Annotated in this window: 20 protein-coding genes; 15 read left to right on the top strand and 5 right to left on the bottom strand. The window is 60.0% G+C overall.

What is annotated here, in order from left to right; genetic code table 11:
* Positions 1-59 precede the first annotated feature (59 nt).
* From FIU86_RS20270 to FIU86_RS20255, 4 genes are all read right to left on the bottom strand, one after another.
* Positions 60-1,343 (bottom strand): MFS transporter, encoded by a 1,284-nt coding sequence (locus tag FIU86_RS20270; protein ID WP_172977589.1) that lies wholly within the window; start codon positions 1,341-1,343, stop codon positions 60-62.
* A 136-nt stretch (positions 1,344-1,479) separates the two neighbouring features.
* The gene (locus FIU86_RS20265) at positions 1,480-2,631 is read right to left on the bottom strand and encodes an HPP family protein (RefSeq protein ID WP_152477301.1); all 1,152 of its coding nucleotides are present in this window, start codon (positions 2,629-2,631) and stop codon (positions 1,480-1,482) included.
* A 238-nt stretch (positions 2,632-2,869) separates the two neighbouring features.
* Positions 2,870-3,787, bottom strand: coding sequence for a DMT family transporter (locus tag FIU86_RS20260; RefSeq protein WP_152477300.1), 918 nt, complete (start codon positions 3,785-3,787; stop codon positions 2,870-2,872).
* A 684-nt stretch (positions 3,788-4,471) separates the two neighbouring features.
* Positions 4,472-5,218: a hypothetical protein gene (locus FIU86_RS20255; RefSeq protein WP_152477299.1), complete on the bottom strand. Its 747-nt coding sequence runs from the start codon at positions 5,216-5,218 to the stop codon at positions 4,472-4,474.
* A gap of 709 nt (positions 5,219-5,927) precedes the next feature.
* Here FIU86_RS20255 and FIU86_RS20245 point away from each other — a divergent pair.
* Positions 5,928-6,149, top strand: coding sequence for a helix-turn-helix domain-containing protein (locus tag FIU86_RS20245; protein WP_152477297.1), 222 nt, complete (start codon positions 5,928-5,930; stop codon positions 6,147-6,149).
* A gap of 23 nt (positions 6,150-6,172) precedes the next feature.
* Here the strand turns inward: FIU86_RS20245 and FIU86_RS20240 are convergent, their stop codons facing one another.
* Positions 6,173-6,436 carry a hypothetical protein gene (locus FIU86_RS20240; protein WP_172977596.1) on the bottom strand — a complete coding sequence of 88 codons (264 nt, stop codon included), beginning with the start codon at positions 6,434-6,436 and terminating at the stop codon, positions 6,173-6,175.
* 199 nt (positions 6,437-6,635) lie between these two features.
* On the opposite strand from FIU86_RS20240, the gene FIU86_RS20235 reads away from it, so the two are divergent.
* The 14 genes from FIU86_RS20235 to FIU86_RS20175 all read left to right on the top strand — a co-directional run bounded on the left by FIU86_RS20235 (position 6,636) and on the right by FIU86_RS20175 (position 17,142).
* Positions 6,636-6,986 carry a hypothetical protein gene (locus FIU86_RS20235; protein WP_152477296.1) on the top strand — a complete coding sequence of 117 codons (351 nt, stop codon included), beginning with the start codon at positions 6,636-6,638 and terminating at the stop codon, positions 6,984-6,986.
* 46 nt (positions 6,987-7,032) lie between these two features.
* Positions 7,033-7,653, top strand: a complete 621-nt coding sequence (locus FIU86_RS20230) for a lytic transglycosylase domain-containing protein (RefSeq protein WP_152477295.1) — start codon at positions 7,033-7,035, stop codon at positions 7,651-7,653.
* Positions 7,650-7,940, top strand: a complete 291-nt coding sequence (locus tag FIU86_RS20225) for a TrbC/VirB2 family protein (protein WP_152477294.1) — start codon at positions 7,650-7,652, stop codon at positions 7,938-7,940. The genes FIU86_RS20230 and FIU86_RS20225 overlap by 4 nt, the downstream gene beginning before the upstream one ends.
* Before the next feature lie 8 nt (positions 7,941-7,948).
* Positions 7,949-8,227: a type IV secretion system protein VirB3 gene (locus FIU86_RS20220; protein ID WP_152477293.1), complete on the top strand. Its 279-nt coding sequence runs from the start codon at positions 7,949-7,951 to the stop codon at positions 8,225-8,227.
* Positions 8,217-10,592, top strand: a complete 2,376-nt coding sequence (locus tag FIU86_RS20215; RefSeq protein WP_152477292.1) for a type IV secretion system DNA-binding domain-containing protein — start codon at positions 8,217-8,219, stop codon at positions 10,590-10,592. The genes FIU86_RS20220 and FIU86_RS20215 overlap by 11 nt, the downstream gene beginning before the upstream one ends.
* The gene (locus FIU86_RS22650; protein WP_172977588.1) at positions 10,589-10,756 is read left to right on the top strand and encodes a hypothetical protein; all 168 of its coding nucleotides are present in this window, start codon (positions 10,589-10,591) and stop codon (positions 10,754-10,756) included. Before FIU86_RS20215 ends, FIU86_RS22650 begins: the two co-directional genes overlap by 4 nt.
* Positions 10,746-11,900 (top strand): lytic transglycosylase domain-containing protein, encoded by a 1,155-nt coding sequence (locus FIU86_RS20210; protein ID WP_172977587.1) that lies wholly within the window; start codon positions 10,746-10,748, stop codon positions 11,898-11,900. The genes FIU86_RS22650 and FIU86_RS20210 overlap by 11 nt, the downstream gene beginning before the upstream one ends.
* The gene (locus FIU86_RS20205) at positions 11,900-12,709 is read left to right on the top strand and encodes a type IV secretion system protein (RefSeq protein WP_152477329.1); all 810 of its coding nucleotides are present in this window, start codon (positions 11,900-11,902) and stop codon (positions 12,707-12,709) included. The genes FIU86_RS20210 and FIU86_RS20205 overlap by 1 nt, the downstream gene beginning before the upstream one ends.
* A 114-nt stretch (positions 12,710-12,823) precedes the next feature.
* Positions 12,824-13,477: a virB8 family protein gene (locus FIU86_RS20200; protein WP_152477290.1), complete on the top strand. Its 654-nt coding sequence runs from the start codon at positions 12,824-12,826 to the stop codon at positions 13,475-13,477.
* A 1-nt stretch (position 13,478) separates the two neighbouring features.
* Positions 13,479-14,174: a TrbG/VirB9 family P-type conjugative transfer protein gene (locus tag FIU86_RS20195; protein WP_152477289.1), complete on the top strand. Its 696-nt coding sequence runs from the start codon at positions 13,479-13,481 to the stop codon at positions 14,172-14,174.
* Positions 14,171-15,550 (top strand): TrbI/VirB10 family protein, encoded by a 1,380-nt coding sequence (locus FIU86_RS20190; RefSeq protein WP_152477288.1) that lies wholly within the window; start codon positions 14,171-14,173, stop codon positions 15,548-15,550. Before FIU86_RS20195 ends, FIU86_RS20190 begins: the two co-directional genes overlap by 4 nt.
* A 4-nt stretch (positions 15,551-15,554) precedes the next feature.
* On the top strand, positions 15,555-16,541 hold the full coding sequence (locus tag FIU86_RS20185; protein WP_152477287.1) for an ATPase, T2SS/T4P/T4SS family: 987 nt from the start codon (positions 15,555-15,557) through the stop codon (positions 16,539-16,541).
* Positions 16,538-16,732, top strand: a complete 195-nt coding sequence (locus FIU86_RS20180; RefSeq protein ID WP_152477286.1) for a hypothetical protein — start codon at positions 16,538-16,540, stop codon at positions 16,730-16,732. Before FIU86_RS20185 ends, FIU86_RS20180 begins: the two co-directional genes overlap by 4 nt.
* On the top strand, positions 16,729-17,142 hold the full coding sequence (locus FIU86_RS20175; protein ID WP_152477285.1) for a hypothetical protein: 414 nt from the start codon (positions 16,729-16,731) through the stop codon (positions 17,140-17,142). The genes FIU86_RS20180 and FIU86_RS20175 overlap by 4 nt, the downstream gene beginning before the upstream one ends.
* The last annotated feature ends 6 nt before the right edge of the window (positions 17,143-17,148 follow it).

The raw sequence follows: 17,148 nt of genomic DNA, 5'->3' as shown, positions 1-17,148 counted from the left end.
AGCAGGACCCATCCCTTTTTGGCGGCTCTCCTATCCCACCGGTGATGCAAACCTGCGGTTCACTCTGTCTCTGGAGCATTAGGATTCCACTCGGGAATAGGTGGCGCGGAGGCCGGCCAACTTTGGAAGCTTTCCTGGCTTTCTGCATCCGGACGCCCTCGTTGGGCCAAGCGCCAGAGAACGAAAGCAGCAAAGAGGCTCGCTTCCGCCAGGAAGAACGCCCAAAGCCCCGACGTACCGGCAAACTCCAAGGCAGCGGTCGCCACCGCCGGACCAATTGTTGCTCCGCTCGCCCACATAATCAGAATCGTGGATGAAACCATCACGTGATCGGCCGGATCCGTGTGGTCATTGGTGTGAGCGGTTGAGATCGTGTAAAGCGACTCCGCGAGCCCACCCCAAATCGCGAACAGCACGAGAAGTGCCCAAAAACCTTCACCGCTGAGTGCTGCGCCGCCACCCGCAATCACAATCGACACCGTCGAGACGCCAAGCCCTGCGCCAAGAATGACTTTACGTCGATCCATACTGTCGCTGAGCCAGCCCAGTGGCCATTGTATAACCATGTTACCGCCCTGAAGGGCTGCAATCAGAAGAGCGATGTCGCCCGGCTCCAGTCCGACCTCAGTGCCATACATCGGGCCAACGCCCATCATCGTCATGCCAAGCCCGCCCGAAACGAACGCCCCTACCAGGCCGACGGGAGAAATCCGGTAAACCGCAATCGGGCGGACCGCTATGCGCTCGGGCGGCGCTGGCTGCTGCAATCGCGTAAGCCCAACCGGGATCACGGCCGCTGCGTAAAGACCCGCAAGCAGCATCAGGGCCGCCGTTCCTTCGATATCCACCACCCGCATAAGAAGTGCGCCGCCGGCGAGTCCAAGCGTGTAGCTTATGTAAAACAGGGCCATGACCCGCCCGCGCCAATTCGTGATGGTCACGGCGTTCAGCCAGCTTTGAGCCACCATGAACATTCCGGTCGTGCAGAATCCGCCCAATACCCGCAGTCCGCCCCAGGAATACAAGCCTACGTCGAGGGCCAGAAGAAGCGCCGAAATCGTGCCGATGGCCGCCAGCGATATGAATGCACGCACGTGACCGCTGCGACGCACCATATGCCCCGACAGAAGGCATCCAAGCAACATGCCCGCAGCATACGCCGTCACAACGAGCCCAACGTTGCGCTGCCCGAGTCCCGCCTGATCGAGGCGTACCGGCACGTAAGTTGCCATCAGTCCGTTGCCAAGCGCAATTAACGCCATTCCGGCGACGAGCCCTCCAACCTGAACATAAGGACTCGGCCACGGTCGCTTGGCTTCGGTTACGTCGTGCGTTTTAGTCATTTCGCTCCCGATTTGACTGCAAGTTGGGGCCAATTCTCCATAGTCGCGTTTCACTGACGCGGCCTCCGCCATCGCCCGATCCAATGAGTAGATCAAGTACTTTTACCGCAACCGAATTCCGTAGCCGCACATCTACCTAATTCGGGTTTGTTCGCACGACGTTTCTCGCCAGCGCCGCGACAAGGTCCGTTAGTGTAACGATGCCGATTATCTTGTCTTTTTCCAGAACAGGAACCGCATCCGTCCCCCCGTCGGCCATCATCGGCAGCAACGCCCCGATGGGCGTATGTGCCATCGCACGGGGACCGGCGACACTCATGATGTCTCCGGCCCTTGTCGGATTTTCGTGGTTTCGGTCCAGCAGACGTCGCAAGGCGGCAGCGTATCCGCGGTCAAGGCGCAAGGCATCCTCTCTTGCCTGGCGGATCAAGTGGATCTGGAAGATGACTCCCAGGAACTTCTCGCCCTGCTCGACGACAGGAAGGGACGTGAAACGATGCTGCCGGAACAGGTCCGCGACATCGCTCAGCGACGTTTCGGGGCGGATCGTGACAAGGTCGCGCGACATGATGTCCTGCGCAGTCACCGGAACGGAGTGATGTGCCGCGGCCTGCATCTCCGCTGCCCCGATCAGGCGCGCCAGGTCCTCGACGCCAAGGTTGAAGGACTGGCTGTAGCGCTCCAGGATGTTTGTCAACTCTTCCTCGGACAGCCCCAGCCGTTCGGTCGGATTTCGGTCGCCAGTCCCGTGTTTGCTTGGATCATCGAACTGCCGAAAGGGATAGTGCCGCCCCGTCAATCGCGCATAGATCGCCGCAAGAACCACGAGCGCCACGGTACCCACGCCAATCGGTGCAATCGCGAACCAGAACCCCAGATGCGCGATGGCATCGGGCGACAGGGCCGCCGTCATGGCCACCGCACCCGCCGGCGGGTGGACGGCGCGACACAGCATCGTCGCGGTTACGGCCAGTCCCACGGCAAGGCCTACTCTCAGGGCGGGATCGTCGACCCATAGGCAAACGGCGACTCCGACCAGTGCGGCTATCGTGTTGCCGACAATCGCGGACCAGGGTTGCGCCAGCGGGCTGTTCGGAACCGCGAACAACAGAACGGACGTGGCGCCGAAGGGTGCGACAAGGTACAGCCCCAGTTCCAGGTCGACAGTCGGCGACAGCACGAACAGTCCGGTCAGCCCCAGCCCGATCAGGGCACCCAGCCCTGCCCGAAAGGCCTCGATGCCGGAAACACGCGCAACCGCAGGGCCAAGTGATTTCAGAATGTGCAACGAACCGCCTCCCGGCAAGACATGCACAATCTTTCATCACAGTGCGAAAGGTTCAACGGGCCGAAGGCACAATGACTTCTGCCCGATGACAAACCATGCCTCCGCTCCTGCCCTGTCAGAGGCACTCATGGGTTTGACGAGGCTGCCTGCACCTGAGATCGAGCGTTCCTTCGGTTTCATCCAATCCCGGAACGAGGCAGCAGAGCGCGACAGTTCGGCCTGCTCATTTCAAAAGTTTCTACGGCGACGTGATCGGTGGCGGCTTCCGGCGTTTGCCCGAGATTGCGTTGCCGGCAATCGCCATAAGCAAAACGGCACCACCGATCAGGGTATTGATGCTCGCCGTCTCGCCGAGAAACAACCAGACCCAGACCGGCCCCAGCAATACCTCTGCCAGTGAAAGCAAGGCCAACTCCGCGGCAGGAAGGCTACGAGATCCGAGCGTGTAGAGGATCAGTCCAGCTCCGACCTGAAACAGACCCATCCCCATCGCGACCCCACCATCGTTCCAAGTCAGAACAAGTGACTGCCCCAGTATCAGGCAAATAGACGCTGTGATGATGATCGCGAAAATGCCTGACAGGAAAACAGCTGGAAGCATTTCCCCTGTCCGCCCCCAACGCAGCGCGACGGTGAACACCGCGAACCCGAACGCCGATCCGAGCGCTGCAAGGCTGCCTGCCAGAACCACACCGCCGGATTTATCGGCTACCATGATGCCGATACCACCGATGGCAACCGCGATGGCAATCCAGGTCGCGGGTCTGACGGGCTCTCGCAAAACGAGCCATCCCAAGACCGCAGCCATGAACGGCGCCGTCGCGAATAACAGCATCGCATTTGCGACCGACGTGTTCTGGATCGCGAATATGCCCCCGGAATACGCGGCAACCAGCGACAGCCCTGCGACAACGGCAGGCCCGCCGATGCGGCGGGCCTGGGCGAAGGGACTTTCACCTGACCTGACACGAATGACGACATATAGAAACAATGACATGCTGACCGACCGATACAGCAGGATCTGCCAGACAGATGCCTCCTCGATCAGGCGGATCCCAAGACCGACCGTCGACCACAGTACGCCTGCTGCGAACACGAACAGCACGCCATGTCTGTGGCTCTCGCCGTGCGAAGCGGGTTGATCAATAGACGTCATCTGGGTCCAATCTGGAAAACCTGCGCGGCAAGGCAGAATGCAGTCGATCCACGCCCCCTGCCCTTACCGCGGTTGCGAACCTACTTCTGCGTCTATGGCATTTCTTACTGAGCGGCCATAGAGCGGTCGACATTTCAAACGGACCTGCAGTTTCATGCGCCATGGTCAAAATGAATGTGCGCCGGCCCGGATTAACGTTTCAGCAATATAAGCCTCCATGGCACATTTTCCTTCAACGATCGATCAGAGTATTTGAGTAGCTCAAAGGCTGAAAGCGGAACCGTGGCGCAACCGCGACGCCAAACTGCATGCTCCGCAGTGATGTCGGTCGCCATGCCGCAGATCCATCAGAGCGCAGCGACACGTCAGTTGGAAAATCCGCCTCGAGATGCAACCTTCTTTGCGGCCTGGTTGCACCACCACGCATAGCGCACATATTGAGCGGAGATTTCTGAGCTCGAAAAATTCATTGACTCTATTGCCTTGGGAAAGTTTCCGACGCCTTTGCCTATTTTTTCATCGTGCCAAAAGTTTCGGCTTAGGCGCTCGGGGCTTACAACTTATGAGTGTCGACTTATGCGCGACTTATCCTCAGAATCTGTTGATAATTTTTGTCCCGCCAAAAGGCCGACAAATCCTATATGATAGATGTCCCTTAATCAGGAAGCGGCGAAACTAATGACGCTAATACGCGACCTGTTCAAACCCGTAGTTACCGTCGAAGTCTCGCCAATCCACAAAGACAGACCTGTTGGAGATCTGCGGGCAGTTTTTTCCCCAGCCTTCCAGTCCGGAGTGAGCTGAGGGCAATGCCTCCGGCGAAGAAACTTTCCATGAAAAGCCGCCTTGGCGACCATACGTTCCAAGGTAGACACTTGCATAGCGCCTGCAAACTTCGCCCTCTCCGACCAGCCTTTGTGACGCGTAGCGCACATCGAAAACCCTGATCGACCGGACAAAATCGAATTCCGGGCCACTGATGTCGATATCGGCACGATCCTGAACCAACCGGTGGGAACTACTTTTGGCACTCACCGCGTTCAACATGGCCGCCCCGCGCGAGACAGTCTCAACTTGCGATCGAACCCATCCTGCCTTCAAAGAGGATCGAATAAGGCGAAGGCTCTCAAGCTTCGATCGAGCCTCTAGAATCCCCAGACCTGGTGCCGAACCAGGTTTGGGTTCGAACGAGGCGCCCATCGGACAGCGCCAGATCTGCAGCGGCGGCTCTACAGGCAATGGTGTTACCCTTCGGATGAACTCTGCACGGGCCCGCGCGCATGGTTCAGATGCGGGCCAGCCGCCTGAGAGGCACAGAAGGATCGCACAATCAATCGGATAGCTTTGCGCCACCGAACGCTCGGGCGAGAGTGCCGAAACTCCCAAAGCCGTGAGGGTCACAACGGCAAGCTTTCTCAGTAATGGACTCATCCTTACGCTCCCAGTCTAAGTGGCAGCGCAGAGAATAAACGTTATTATATTTTTGTCACTTTAAATATACCTTCGAGGCCGAAATCTCGTCGCAAATGCTATCAGATTTTCGTTATGGGGTGTCAGGATCGCTTAAAGGCAGAGCTTCAAGAAATGCTGCGATTTCCAGATCACCAACCGATCGGGCCTGTGCAAATATCTCCGGGCCGAGCCGCCGGTCGATACCAGCGACACAACGATCCGCACTCGTCCAAAGCAGCCCCAGCCCGCCAGTTTCCCACCGATAAAGCCAAGCGACAGTACGCCCGGGCTCTTCACCAAGCAGCCGGGCGATCGCCATACCTTCTGAGCTGGTTCCGTTCATTTCTCACGCTGCACTCGTTCGGATTCGACAGACCTTTTTTTGATCCTGATCCGTCATCCAAGCTGTTCGATTGCTATGAGGAAGATCAGTGCCCCGAAGGCGCCCTCTTCACACTGGCTTTAAAATCTCAAGACATTTCGATTACTTCTTTGGTATTCCCGCGCGTGAGCGTTTCGACAATCATTCCAACGCAGCCCAACCATGACTTGTGTACTTCATTTTTCACTCGCCCAAACTGGGGCGCTTGCCAAATCCGAAAGTTTCCTGCCGAAAGCAATAGCGTGAAATGCGAATGTAGAAGATATTGCGTGGCTAAATATTCTACATCGTGGCTCAGCCTAAGGCATGAAGCTGCGGACACAACTTGGTTTGAACATTCAGGAAATCCGCCGGTCAAAGGGGATCAGCCAAGAGGCTCTTGCACATAATGCCGATATAGACAGGGGCTACATAGGCAAGATTGAGAATGCAAAGCATGCAGCGACAGTCGACATGATAGAAGCAATTGCGAAGGCGCTGGACACAGATCCCATGGAGCTCCTCAAACCAAGGCCCAGGAACTGTTGACAAAAGGGGCTGCATGATCCGGTCTAGGGCGCGATCATTTCCAAGAACCGCCCATACGCTGCGCTGACTTCGCGGGCTTCCTGAAACGCTCGCGCCCGTTCGTCATCGAGGCAACGGAAATATTGCTCGATATCGCGAATATAGAGTTCGAAGTCGTTTCGAATGATGTCGCTGTACTCTCGAGCCGCCTCTGGATCGCCAGGAACGAAGGGAGGTTGTGGCGCAATGCAAGTTTCTGCGGCAGCGGAACCGGCAAGAAATGCTGAGAAAATTGCGGCGGATAACAACCGCGAGAGCGATGATCCAGCGGCACCCAAACCCCTTAATTCCTTGAATGATACCACCGCACGTGCCTAATACCTGCGCAACCGAAAATCGGCCGCTATGACGTTTTTATATCTTGCGGACGTAAATATACTATCGTAACTCTGGGCTTCAAGTAAGAATGCCTGGGGTTGCGCCTTTGTAGAGAGCGTGAGCCGGGCCATGGACTGGGACATCGAAGCACCAAATGTGGTCACGGAGGCACGTTTCCGCGAACTCGTGGAAAGTGGTTACAGCGCTGAACTCCTTTGCCAGGAGTCGGCACATAAGAAGGGCCCCAGCTACTATGGGGTCTGGATCATGCGCGTTGTCTCTGACGAGGGCGTTGAGAAGCTCCTGGTTACAGCTCGCACCCGGACGACCTATAACGACATCAAGATCCGCGAGTTCAAGACGATCACCGGCGTGGTATCCTTCCTCATCGGAATTGGTTTTTCCCACGCCGATGTGCCGCTCGAAAAAGGTCAGCGGACCACGCAAAAGCTGGCTGCGACCGACAAGGGCGGCAGCTAGCAGCCTTCTCCTTTTCTGGTTTCTGGCGGGTCCCGCCTCTGCGCAGATGGTACTGGTCATGGAGAGCGATGGCTCTCTGACCCCGTCCCGCTCCCAGGACAGCTTTGCCCGCAATTACAATGACGGCATTGGCCAGGGTTCGGCGGCTGATGAGCTGGCAATCCTCGGTGAAGATGAACCAGCTATTGAACCTGACGCGTTGCGTTTTGCAGCACTCGCCCGTCCGGCACCCCTGCCCCACGCCGATGTTCTCACGGCCATTGAGGCCACCGCACTTCGCTACGCAAGCCATCCCGGGCTGCGCCGCGCGGAGCTCTCGGTTCGCGATTGGCTGACCCTCTACCGCGCCAATATCGAGGTCGAGAGCGCTTACCGGCAGGATGCGGTCTCGAGCGCTGGCGCCATTGGTCTTGGTCAATTGATGCCCGCAACGGCGCGCGTTCTGGACGTCGACCCGCATGACCCACTTCAGAACCTCGACGGGTCTGCCCGCTACCTCGCGATGATGCTGGAAACGTTCGGCGATCCGCGTCTTGCCCTCGCAGCCTATAATGCCGGCCCAGACGCGGTTCGCCAGTACGGCGGCATTCCCCCATACCGAGAAACCCAGAACCACGTGGCCCGTGTCATGGCCGGCGTGGCCCGATTGGAAGGATCAAATTCATGAGACATATATCTAACGTGTTTATTGCCTCGCTCGCGCTCTTCCTGCTCATTGCAGAACCGGCCCTCGCGCAGAGCATCGACCTCTCGCCGATCCAGAGCCTGCTGCAAGGCATCGTCGATGCGCTGACCGGCCCGCTTGGCGTCGTCATCGCCACGCTCGCTGTGCTGGGCGTCTTCCTAAGCTGGTTCTTCAACATCATCGATCTGCGCCAGGCGCTCTGGGTGCTTGTCGGCATCGCCGGGGTCGCCGCCGCTCCCACCATCGTTGCCGCGGTCTTTGGTGGCTGAGGGTTTCCATGGCTGAACACTCACCCCTTTTTCTCGGCCTCGTGCGCCCGCCCAAGCTTCTGGGCCTGCCCATCATGTATGCGATGGTCTGGCTTTTCGGCTCGGTGCTTCTCTTCGTCTGGATCCAGCATATCGCGATACTGGGCGGTGCCGCCGTGCTCTATCCCGTGCTTTGGAAAGCCGCGGACTGGGATCCGCGCTTCATCGACGTGATGATGACAGCGTTGCAGGAAACACCACCCACCCGGAATCGCAGTATTCACGGCGGGGACAGCTATGCGCCCTAATGAAACCCTGGACGAAGCGCTCGATCTCCGCACGATGACGCCGGACTGGTATGCACGTGAAACCCGCCTCGCGCATATGCTGCCCTACGTGAGCCTGGTTGCTGACCGCACCGTGCGGACGCGGGTCAACGAGCTTTTCCAGTGCATACGGCTCGATGGGGTCAATAGCTACACGACAGACGATGCCTATCTCGACAAGGTGACGGCGCTCTTTGCCCGGATCATCGCACAACTGGGGCCGGAGTTCAGCTACTACATCCACAAGGTTTCCAAGGCGATCGTGCCGGAACTAGAGCCAATTCGTGAAGACGGCTTTGCGGGCAAGGTGGATCGGCTCTGGCGCGCGAAGCTCAAGAGCAGCGGGATGCGAGACAAAACCTTGACGCTCACCGTCATCCATCGCCCGCCACCCAAGAGCGTCCTGCCCTTCCTGAACCGTAGCGCGCCGGACCGGCTGAAAGAGGCCACCGAGAGGCGTCTGCGTCGTCTGGGCGAGGCCGTGAATGTCTTCCTGTCGGGCCTGACGGAGTTGAACCCGCGCGTGCTTACGGCCAAGTCCGGCGAGTTGATCGGGTTTCTGGGGGCACTCAACACCGGCCAAGAATTGCCGCTCTATCCGGCGAACACCTTCGGCTTCCTGTCTTTTAACGTCGCCAATACCCGCGTGACGTTCCACGGCGACCATTTCGAGCTTTCCGAAGGCGTTGTGGGCCATCGCTACGGCAAGAGTTTCACCATCGGGGAATATTCGGAAGCCACCTCCTGCACCATGTTCGACATGCTGAATCTGCCGGTCGACATGATCGTCACGCACTCCTTCACGCCGATCAATTCGAACCTCATGGCGGGTCGCATCAAGCGGCAAAAACGCCAGATGCAGGCCAGCCAGGACGCGGCTCTCTCGCTCATGGAAGCACTCGACATCGCCGCCGATGATCTCGAGGCCAAGCGGCAGAGCTTCGGCGAGCACCATATGGTCGTAACGATCTTCTGTGACACGCTCGAAGAGTTGCAGACACTCAGCGCCGAGATCGTCAATGCCGCCGCGACTGAGGGCGTGAAGATGATCGGCGAGCGTGTCGCCGCAAAAGCCCACTATCTCAGCCAGCATCCCGGCAACCAGCCCAAGCGCGTGCGCGCCAGTGCGATCACCAACCGCAACTTCGCGGATTTCGCAGCATTTCATCGGACCCAGCTTGGCAAGCCTGCTGAGAAAACCCCCTGGGGCAAGGTCATCACCTATCTGCCCACACCCGAGCAAAGCGCCTATCGGTTTTCCTACCACGAACAAGGATCGCCCGACAAAGAACCGACCAGCGGGCATACACTGATCATGGGACGGCCCGGCTCGGGCAAGTCGGTGCTTTCGGCATTCCTCATGACACAGGCCCGTCGAGCAGGGGCGCGGATCTTCGTCTTCGACTACCGTCTCGGTATGGAGATGGCGGTCCGCGCCAATGGCGGGCGCTATGCGTCCTTGAAAGCCGGCCAGCCCACGGGGCTCAACCCGCTTTGGACAGAGACCGATGCACGCGGCACGGCGTGGCTGTCGGACTGGCTCGCCACCCTGCTCTATCGCGCCGACAAACCGCTCACGCCAGCCCAGACCAATCGCATCCAGGAAGTCGTGCGCCAGAACGCGCAGGCTTCCAACCCAGCCCTGCGGAACTGGCGGGATTTTGCATCGCTCTTCGTCTCCACCGACGATGGTGGCGATCTGCATCAGCGCCTGTTTGAGTGGACCGAAGAGGGTCGCTACGGCTGGATATTCGGCCAGACGTTGGAAGACACGTTCTCGCTGGAAGGCGATGTGGTGGGCTTCGATCTCACCGGCATTCTCGACAGCGAGGCCGAGAAGGAGCGCATGGCCGTCCTCTCCTATCTCTTCCGCCGGGTGGAGCGCGAGATCGAGGACCGTCGCCCCACTATCATCGTGATCGACGAGGCCTGGAAGGCCCTCGATAACGCGTATTTCGCCGAACGGCTGTCGAACTGGCTGGTCACCGCGCGCAAGCAGAACACCGTCGCGGTGATGATGACCCAATACGCCAGTCAGCTCGAGCGCACGCGCACCGGCAAGACCATCGTCGAGGCTGTCCCAACGCAAATCCTGCTTCCGAACATCCGAGCCCATGCCGCCGACTACGCGATGCTGAACCTCTATGAGAAGGAACTCGATGTGCTTCTCAACACCGGCAGCGACAGCCGCCTTGCTCTCATCCGCGACGACCAGGGATCCATCGTCGTTGATGCCGATCTGAGCGCCCTCGGGCCCAATCTCACCATCCTCGGCGGCATGGAAAAAGGTGAAACGCTCGTCGGCGCCGATTACCGCGACCGCTCTGACTTCTGGAGGCTTTCATGACACGCATTTTGTTGCTTCTCGCCGCGCTCGGCGCTTTGGCCTCTTGCGCCCAATACAAGGAACCGCAGGCCAATTGCTTCACCTTCCTGGCCTCGACGGCGCCCGTCGCGCCGGATTGCAGCTTCACGCCCCTCGGCGCATTGGTAGGCGACGTTGAGGTCTAGGCTGCCTCATATCCTGGCCCTTTGCCTGCTCCCCGGCATCGCCTTGTCCCAAGGTGTGCCGACCAATGACAGCGGGCTGACCGCACGCGATATCGTCGAGACCGGCGATCGCGAGGTTGACCTCGCCATCCAGTCCGACAAGCTCGCCTTGCGCGAACTCATCGCTGAAATCGAACGCGAGCAGCTGGAAACCCTGCAGCGCATCCTCGATGCCCAGACCAGCTTTGGCGGCCAGGGCCTGCCGGTCATGGTCTCGGGGTTGGAAAACGGCAGCGGTGATCCCGCACGTTCTGTTGAAGCCGTCTATGGAAATGCCGAGATCGATCCCAATCCCGGCGGTGTGCAGATGTTCGGGGATGCGGCAGAAAACATCGAGCAGCTCATCATCCGCGTGGCCCAGGAGACCGGCGGGTTTGCGGGCGTGGGGCGCGCGGGTCTCTCGCTTGTCCAATGGCGCGCCTTGCTGCAGGCGCTCATCTGGCAGGAAAGCCGCTTCATCATCGGCGCGCGCTCTCCGGTCGGTGCCTTTGGCCTCACCCAGATCATGCCGGGCACCGCCAGCGATCTCGGCATCAACCCGGAATACTATGACAGCCCCTACCTGCAGTTGCATGGCGGCGCGCGTTACCTCGCAACGCAACTGAACACCTTCGACGGAAACATCATCAACGCGCTCGCGGCCTACAACGCCGGACCCGGCCGCGTGTTCGAATATGGTGGGGTGCCGCCCTTTGCCGAAACCCAGCATTACGTCCAGGTCATTCCCGAACGCTACAATCTCTACCTGAGCCGCATCGGTGGAATCGAAGCGCTCGGCACGATCGACCCCGCTCTGCTGGCCAATGCCAACCTCTCGATCACCGGGCATGGGGCCGCCTTTTATGGCAGCAACTCGCCCGCCGCGATCCGCCAAGCCGCCCTACGCATCCAAGAAATCGTCGAGCGGATTTCCGAAACCGAAGACGTTCAGGAAAGCATCGCGCTCAATACCTATGCCCGCGCCGAACTCGTACGTCTCGTTGCCGCCCGCATCAGACTTCAGGCAGCACGGACCCGCGTGCTTTCCGCCGAAGAGCTGGCGCAGGCCAGCGCCCACATGGCCGAAGGCGCCTTCATGGAATTCACGATCAGGGAGATTGAATGATGGGACGGAAGTTTCTGAGAACGGCCTTGGCCGCAACGCTCGGGATCGGCCTGCATCTGGGAGCTCTCTCACCTGCCTTCGCGCAAGGCGTGCCCGTCGTCGACACCCAGAACATCGCGCAAAACATCCAGCAGCTCCGGCAGATGATCGAAGACGAGATCCTGCAGAACGAGCAGCTGACGCAGCTCCGCGAACAGCTTGCGACGCTCACGGACCAACTTGGCGAACTGCAACGAACCTACGAAGCCCTCACCCGCCTCGCCGAACTGCCGGAAATCATCCGCACGGAAATGGAAGATGATTTGAACGGTCTGCTCGACCAGGAGTTCGGCGACATCCTTGCGACGATCGAGGCGATCAAGACGGGGGATTTCTCCGGCCTGTCCGGTTCCGGCGCGGGCGAGATCGAAACCCAGATGGACCGGGTGCTGGCCGATCTCGGCTTTGACGACGACACGCTTTCGGAAATGGCCACCAGCGGCAATCCCGGAGCAAACCGTGTGGCGACGCAAGCCACGACCGGTGCCCTTGTCTCGGCGGCGGCCCAGAACAGCTACGAGGATGCTGGCCAGTCGCTGGAACGCGTTGACCGGCTCGTTGGGCTAATCGATGACATGGACGAACTGAAGGAAAGCATCGATCTCAACACGCGCATGACGGCGGAACTGGCGATCGCGCTTGTCGCCATGTGGCAGCTCGAAGCCGTACAGACCGTGGGTGATGGAACAGGCGGCGTGATTGATGCCGCCACCATCGCCGAAGAACAGCGCTTCATGGACTTCACGCTGCCCGAGTTGCGCGCGGATTAAGGCGTTCAGAAATTGACCTGCAAGATCAAAAATCGGTTTTCGCGTTCGAGCGCAGCGAGAGGCAGCGAAGAACCGATGCCGCTTGTTTCGAAACGCCGAGTTGAGGTGTGACGCGTGGCGAGTGAACAGGAAATCATCGAGGAAGAACTGGTCTACGGCGCTCTGCGCCGCGAACGGCTCTGGCAGCGCCTGGGGCTCATCGGTTTGATCTTCGGCATCCTCGGATGCCTGAGCGCGGCGGCTGTCGCGATCCTCGATGTCGATCCACCGCCTGTGGTCGTGCCTTATGATCCCGCTACCGGCTTCGCACTCCCCGAAGCCTCAGTGGGCGCGACTTCTGTCACCGCCAACCAGGCCATCATAGAGGCGGAAGTCTTCCGCTATGTGACCGATCGGGAGGTCTACAACCAGCTCGACAACGATCTGCGCATACGCAGCGTTCTGCGCCGCTCGGACGGGGCCGCCGAAAGCGGGCTGCGCCAAATCTGGAACAGCGCCAACGAGAATTACCCGCCGACCGTCTATGGCCCCAATGCCCGGCTCGACGTGGAAATCCTCAGCATCAACCGCATTGGTACAAACCGCGCCACGGTCCGCCTGCGCAAGCGCCTGACGTCTATCAATGGCGTTCAGACAGGCCACTTCACTGCCACGCTTCTCTTCGAGTTCCGCCCCGAGACCCGCCGCTCAATCGACGAGGTCTGGACCAATCCTTTCGGCTTCACCGTGCTCGAATATTCCATCCGCTCCGACAGATTGGAGAATTAGTTTGCTTAAGAAGGCCCTCGTAACAATTGTGCTTGTGCTGCTGCCCGGCTTCGCCTTCGCCGAAGCCATCCCCCGTGGCGGGCCCAACGACAATCGGGTGCGGCTGGCCACCTACCAGGAAGGCCAGGTCTATCGTCTCAATGTCTCGCTCACCCATGTGACCACGGTCGAGTTTGGAGAGGGTGAGAGCATCCGCTCGATCATCGCAGGCGACACGGAAGGCTTCGAGATCGACGGTGTACCCGGCGGTCAGGCCTTTGCGATCAAGCCCATCGCGCGTGGCGTCCATACCAATGTGACCGTCTATACCAACCGCCGCAGCTATTACTTCAACGTCCAGGAGACCCGCAGCCCAACCTTCTACGTGGTGCAGTTCCGCTATCCGGAAGACAATACGCGGCCCACACGTGCCATCGCGGCCCAAGCGCCAAACTACAATTACGGCGCCAACGCGCGGACCGAGTTCACCCCGACCCGCGTCTGGGATGACGGGACCTTCACGTATTTTGAGTTCCCGCGGAACGCGCCGGTGCCCGCGATCTTCCGCTACGCAAACGGCCGCGAGCGCACAGTCAACACGCAGGCCACCGAGGACGGCGTGATCCGGGTGTCCGGCGTGAACAGGCAATGGGTTCTGCGGGTCGGGGAAGAGGTGGTCTGTATCGAGGCCACACCGCTAGCGGGGGTAGGCTCATGAGCGACGCTGGAAACACAGATCTCGAAAAGCGCCTCGCCGCCCTTGAACGAGGCAAAGGAACAGGTCGACTCGCTGCCCCGCGGCGCTCACCGCTGCTCGCTTTGGTCGTCGTCCTCGTGATCGGCGCGGGCGGTGCCCTATTCTATCTCCTCTCCCAACCCGAAGAAGAGGAAGCCCTGCCCACGGCCACGCCGGACGTGTTCCAAAACGAAGGCGACGGGTTTGGCGCCATCGAAACGCTGCCCCCTCCGGAAACTGAAGAGGTCGTTGTCGCACCAGAACCGGTCGAGCCGAACACTGAGCTTCTGGCGCAGCTCGCCGCCCTTCAGGCCCAAATCGAGGAATTGCGCAACGCGCCCGAACCGGTGGTCGAGGAAGACACGGCCGCCGCGGAAGCCATCGATTCGTTGACCGCCCAAATCGCCGCACTGCAAACCGCATCAGAGGCCGCGCAGCAGCAGTTTCGCGATGAGCTCACGGCCCGCGACCGTGAATTGGAGCAACTGCGCATGGATCTTGAACTCGCGCAACTCGAAGCCAATCGTCCTGCCCCGGCGCCCTTGGGGCCTTCCGAGGACGAACTGCGCGCGCGGGAAGAAGAACGGCTCCGTCGCGAGGAGGAAGCAAGACGGCTCGCGGACCTCGAACGCCGCGCAGCCGAGGAACGCGCGTTTCAGCAAAGTCGCATCACCTCGCCCACCATCGCCTTTGGTGGCACGTCGGGCGCGAATGAGACGGCTCTGACCGAACGCACCTTCGGAGAGGTGACGGATTTTGTGCTGAACGGCGCACTGCCCACGTCGGTCACGCAGGCCGAGGTTATCGCCAATCCATCGAACACGATCATCCAGGGCACGATGATCCAGGCCGTCATGGAAACCGCCCTCGACAGCTCCCTGCCCGGCCAGACCCGTGCCGTTGTCTCCGAAGATGTCTTCAGCTTCGACGGCTCACGGCTGCTGATTCCGCGCGGGTCCCGTCTCATCGGGCGGTATCGCTCGGGCGTCGATATCGCGCAGCGCCGGGTCACCATCGCCTGGGATCGTATCATCTTGCCCGACAACCAGACCGTCCAGATCAGTTCCTTCGGGGGCGATGAACTTGGCCGCTCCGGTGTGACCGGCTATGTCGATACCAGATTTGACGAGCGTTTCGGTTCTGCCGCACTGATTTCTCTGATATCCGCCGCGCCGAACGCCGCCGCCTCCAATGTCGAGGGCGAGACTGCCGCCGACGTTCTCGAAGACATTGGCGATGATCTTGCCGATGCCACGGACAGCGTGATCGGCGATTACCTCTCCATTGGCCCCGTTATCTATGTTGACCAGGGCGCGCGCGTCACGGTGATGGTCGACCGCGATCTGGAGATCTTCTGAGCCCATGTCGCTGAGCTATCTCCAGACCTCGCTTGACCGGATCGACGCCGCCGCACGCGATGATGTCATCGAGATCTGCATCAACCCTGACGGCAGCTGCTGGGGCGAGTTCCAGGGGGATCATTTCATGCGGGCGTTGGACCAAAAGCTCACGGCGATGGAGGTGAAGGACCTCGGAAATCAGATCGCCTCATCCGCCAACACAACCATGAGCAAGGACCGCCCGATCGTCTCTGTCTCGATCACCTACAAGGGGCGGCCGATCCGCGCTCAGGTCATCACCCCTCCCGCCGTGTTGTCCGCCATGTCGATCAGCCTGCGGTTCTTTTCAAGCTTGCCGCTCGACGGAATCGCGATCGATTTTCTCTATGGCAAGGAACGAAAGCTTGAAGAACTCCGCCTCGAGAAAACCTGCGAACTGCGCGAGGTCATGGCTGCAGGCGTCATCGACGATGCGTTGGCCTTCTGCGTCGAAAACAAGCTCAACATGATCGTCTCGGGTGGTACCTCCACTGGCAAAACCGTGGCTGCGCGTAAGATCCTCTCCCACGTGCCGTCCGAGGAACGCATCATCACCATCGAGGAAGCGGCTGAGCTTCTGCCGACTCAGCCAAATGCCGTGACTCTCATCGCCAATCGCGACGCGGAGTTCCAGACCGCCGATGTGCTGCTCACCGCAACGCTGCGGATGCGCCCCGACCGGATCATCCTCGGCGAGGTGCGCGGCAAGGAGGCCATGACCTTTCTCGAAGCCATCAACACCGGCCATGGCGGCTCCATGACCACGCTCCATGCCGAAACCCCTCAACTTGCCGTGCAGCGTCTGGCCATCGCGGCGCTCAAAACCGAGATACCGATGACCTATGCCGATATGATCCAGTACATCGAAAATTCCATCGACGTGATCATCCAGGCCGGTCGCCACGACGGCAGGCGCGGCATCACAGAATTCTACCTCCCCGGCGCAGACCAAATCGGAGCTTCCCAATGAAGACCTTTGAATATGACATCCTCAGCTTTCCCATGACCCGCAAGACGAGTCTTGCCGACATGCAGGCCAGCCTGAATATGAAGGGGGCCGAAGGCTGGGAGGTGGTGTCAATCAGCTCCTCGGAGTTCGCCAATATCGGGCACACCGTTTTCCTGAAGCGCGAAACCATGCCCGCTGGAGCCACGGCATGAGGCTGGCACGGCTAACCCTTGCTTTGACCGGAGTGGCCCTGAGCCTACCGGCTGTCCCCGCCTTCGCCGAGCCCAACCTGGTTCCGACACTCGATCGCAGCTTCAATGTCTGTCCGGACCGGCCCGCTGAGCCCGTCTGGATGCAAGATGTTCCTCTGCGCCAAGCCTATCAGCGCGTGTTGGTCCAGGATATCTACCGCGCCCAGAATATGGAGCGCATCGTCGAGACCGGTGGTTGCGACTGTGAAATCCAGTTCCCGCCCTGGGACGCTGCCGAGGCGGTGTTTCGCGAGGTCCACGCGAGTGACAAACGATGGGAGATGCTGCAGGCCTCGGACGCCTACAACCGCCGCGCCAACGCCGCCCGCCCTGCCGCCAAGGCCATCTGCGAAGCCGCGGGCAATTGGTAAGGCTGA

This window comes from Roseovarius sp. THAF9 (assembly GCF_009363715.1).
GTDB lineage: Bacteria > Pseudomonadota > Alphaproteobacteria > Rhodobacterales > Rhodobacteraceae > Roseovarius.
This window is presented reverse-complemented; position numbering and strand designations above follow the sequence as displayed.

Excerpts from the sequence above, each read along its gene's own strand:
- FIU86_RS20175 (WP_152477285.1), top strand. The coding sequence starts at position 16,729 with ATGAGGCTGGCACGGCTAACCCTTGCTTTGACCGGAGTGGCCCTGAGC.
- FIU86_RS20225 (WP_152477294.1), top strand. The coding sequence starts at position 7,650 with ATGAGACATATATCTAACGTGTTTATTGCCTCGCTCGCGCTCTTCCTG.
- FIU86_RS22650 (WP_172977588.1), top strand. The coding sequence starts at position 10,589 with ATGACACGCATTTTGTTGCTTCTCGCCGCGCTCGGCGCTTTGGCCTCT.
- FIU86_RS20190 (WP_152477288.1), top strand. The coding sequence starts at position 14,171 with ATGAGCGACGCTGGAAACACAGATCTCGAAAAGCGCCTCGCCGCCCTT.
- FIU86_RS20185 (WP_152477287.1), top strand. The coding sequence starts at position 15,555 with ATGTCGCTGAGCTATCTCCAGACCTCGCTTGACCGGATCGACGCCGCC.
- FIU86_RS20260 (WP_152477300.1), bottom strand. The coding sequence starts at position 3,787 with ATGACGTCTATTGATCAACCCGCTTCGCACGGCGAGAGCCACAGACAT.
- FIU86_RS20245 (WP_152477297.1), top strand. The coding sequence starts at position 5,928 with ATGAAGCTGCGGACACAACTTGGTTTGAACATTCAGGAAATCCGCCGG.
- FIU86_RS20215 (WP_152477292.1), top strand. The coding sequence starts at position 8,217 with ATGCGCCCTAATGAAACCCTGGACGAAGCGCTCGATCTCCGCACGATG.
- FIU86_RS20180 (WP_152477286.1), top strand. The coding sequence starts at position 16,538 with ATGAAGACCTTTGAATATGACATCCTCAGCTTTCCCATGACCCGCAAG.
- FIU86_RS20205 (WP_152477329.1), top strand. The coding sequence starts at position 11,900 with ATGGGACGGAAGTTTCTGAGAACGGCCTTGGCCGCAACGCTCGGGATC.
- FIU86_RS20220 (WP_152477293.1), top strand. The coding sequence starts at position 7,949 with ATGGCTGAACACTCACCCCTTTTTCTCGGCCTCGTGCGCCCGCCCAAG.
- FIU86_RS20255 (WP_152477299.1), bottom strand. The coding sequence starts at position 5,218 with ATGAGTCCATTACTGAGAAAGCTTGCCGTTGTGACCCTCACGGCTTTG.
- FIU86_RS20230 (WP_152477295.1), top strand. The coding sequence starts at position 7,033 with ATGGTACTGGTCATGGAGAGCGATGGCTCTCTGACCCCGTCCCGCTCC.
- FIU86_RS20235 (WP_152477296.1), top strand. The coding sequence starts at position 6,636 with ATGGACTGGGACATCGAAGCACCAAATGTGGTCACGGAGGCACGTTTC.
- FIU86_RS20270 (WP_172977589.1), bottom strand. The coding sequence starts at position 1,343 with ATGACTAAAACGCACGACGTAACCGAAGCCAAGCGACCGTGGCCGAGT.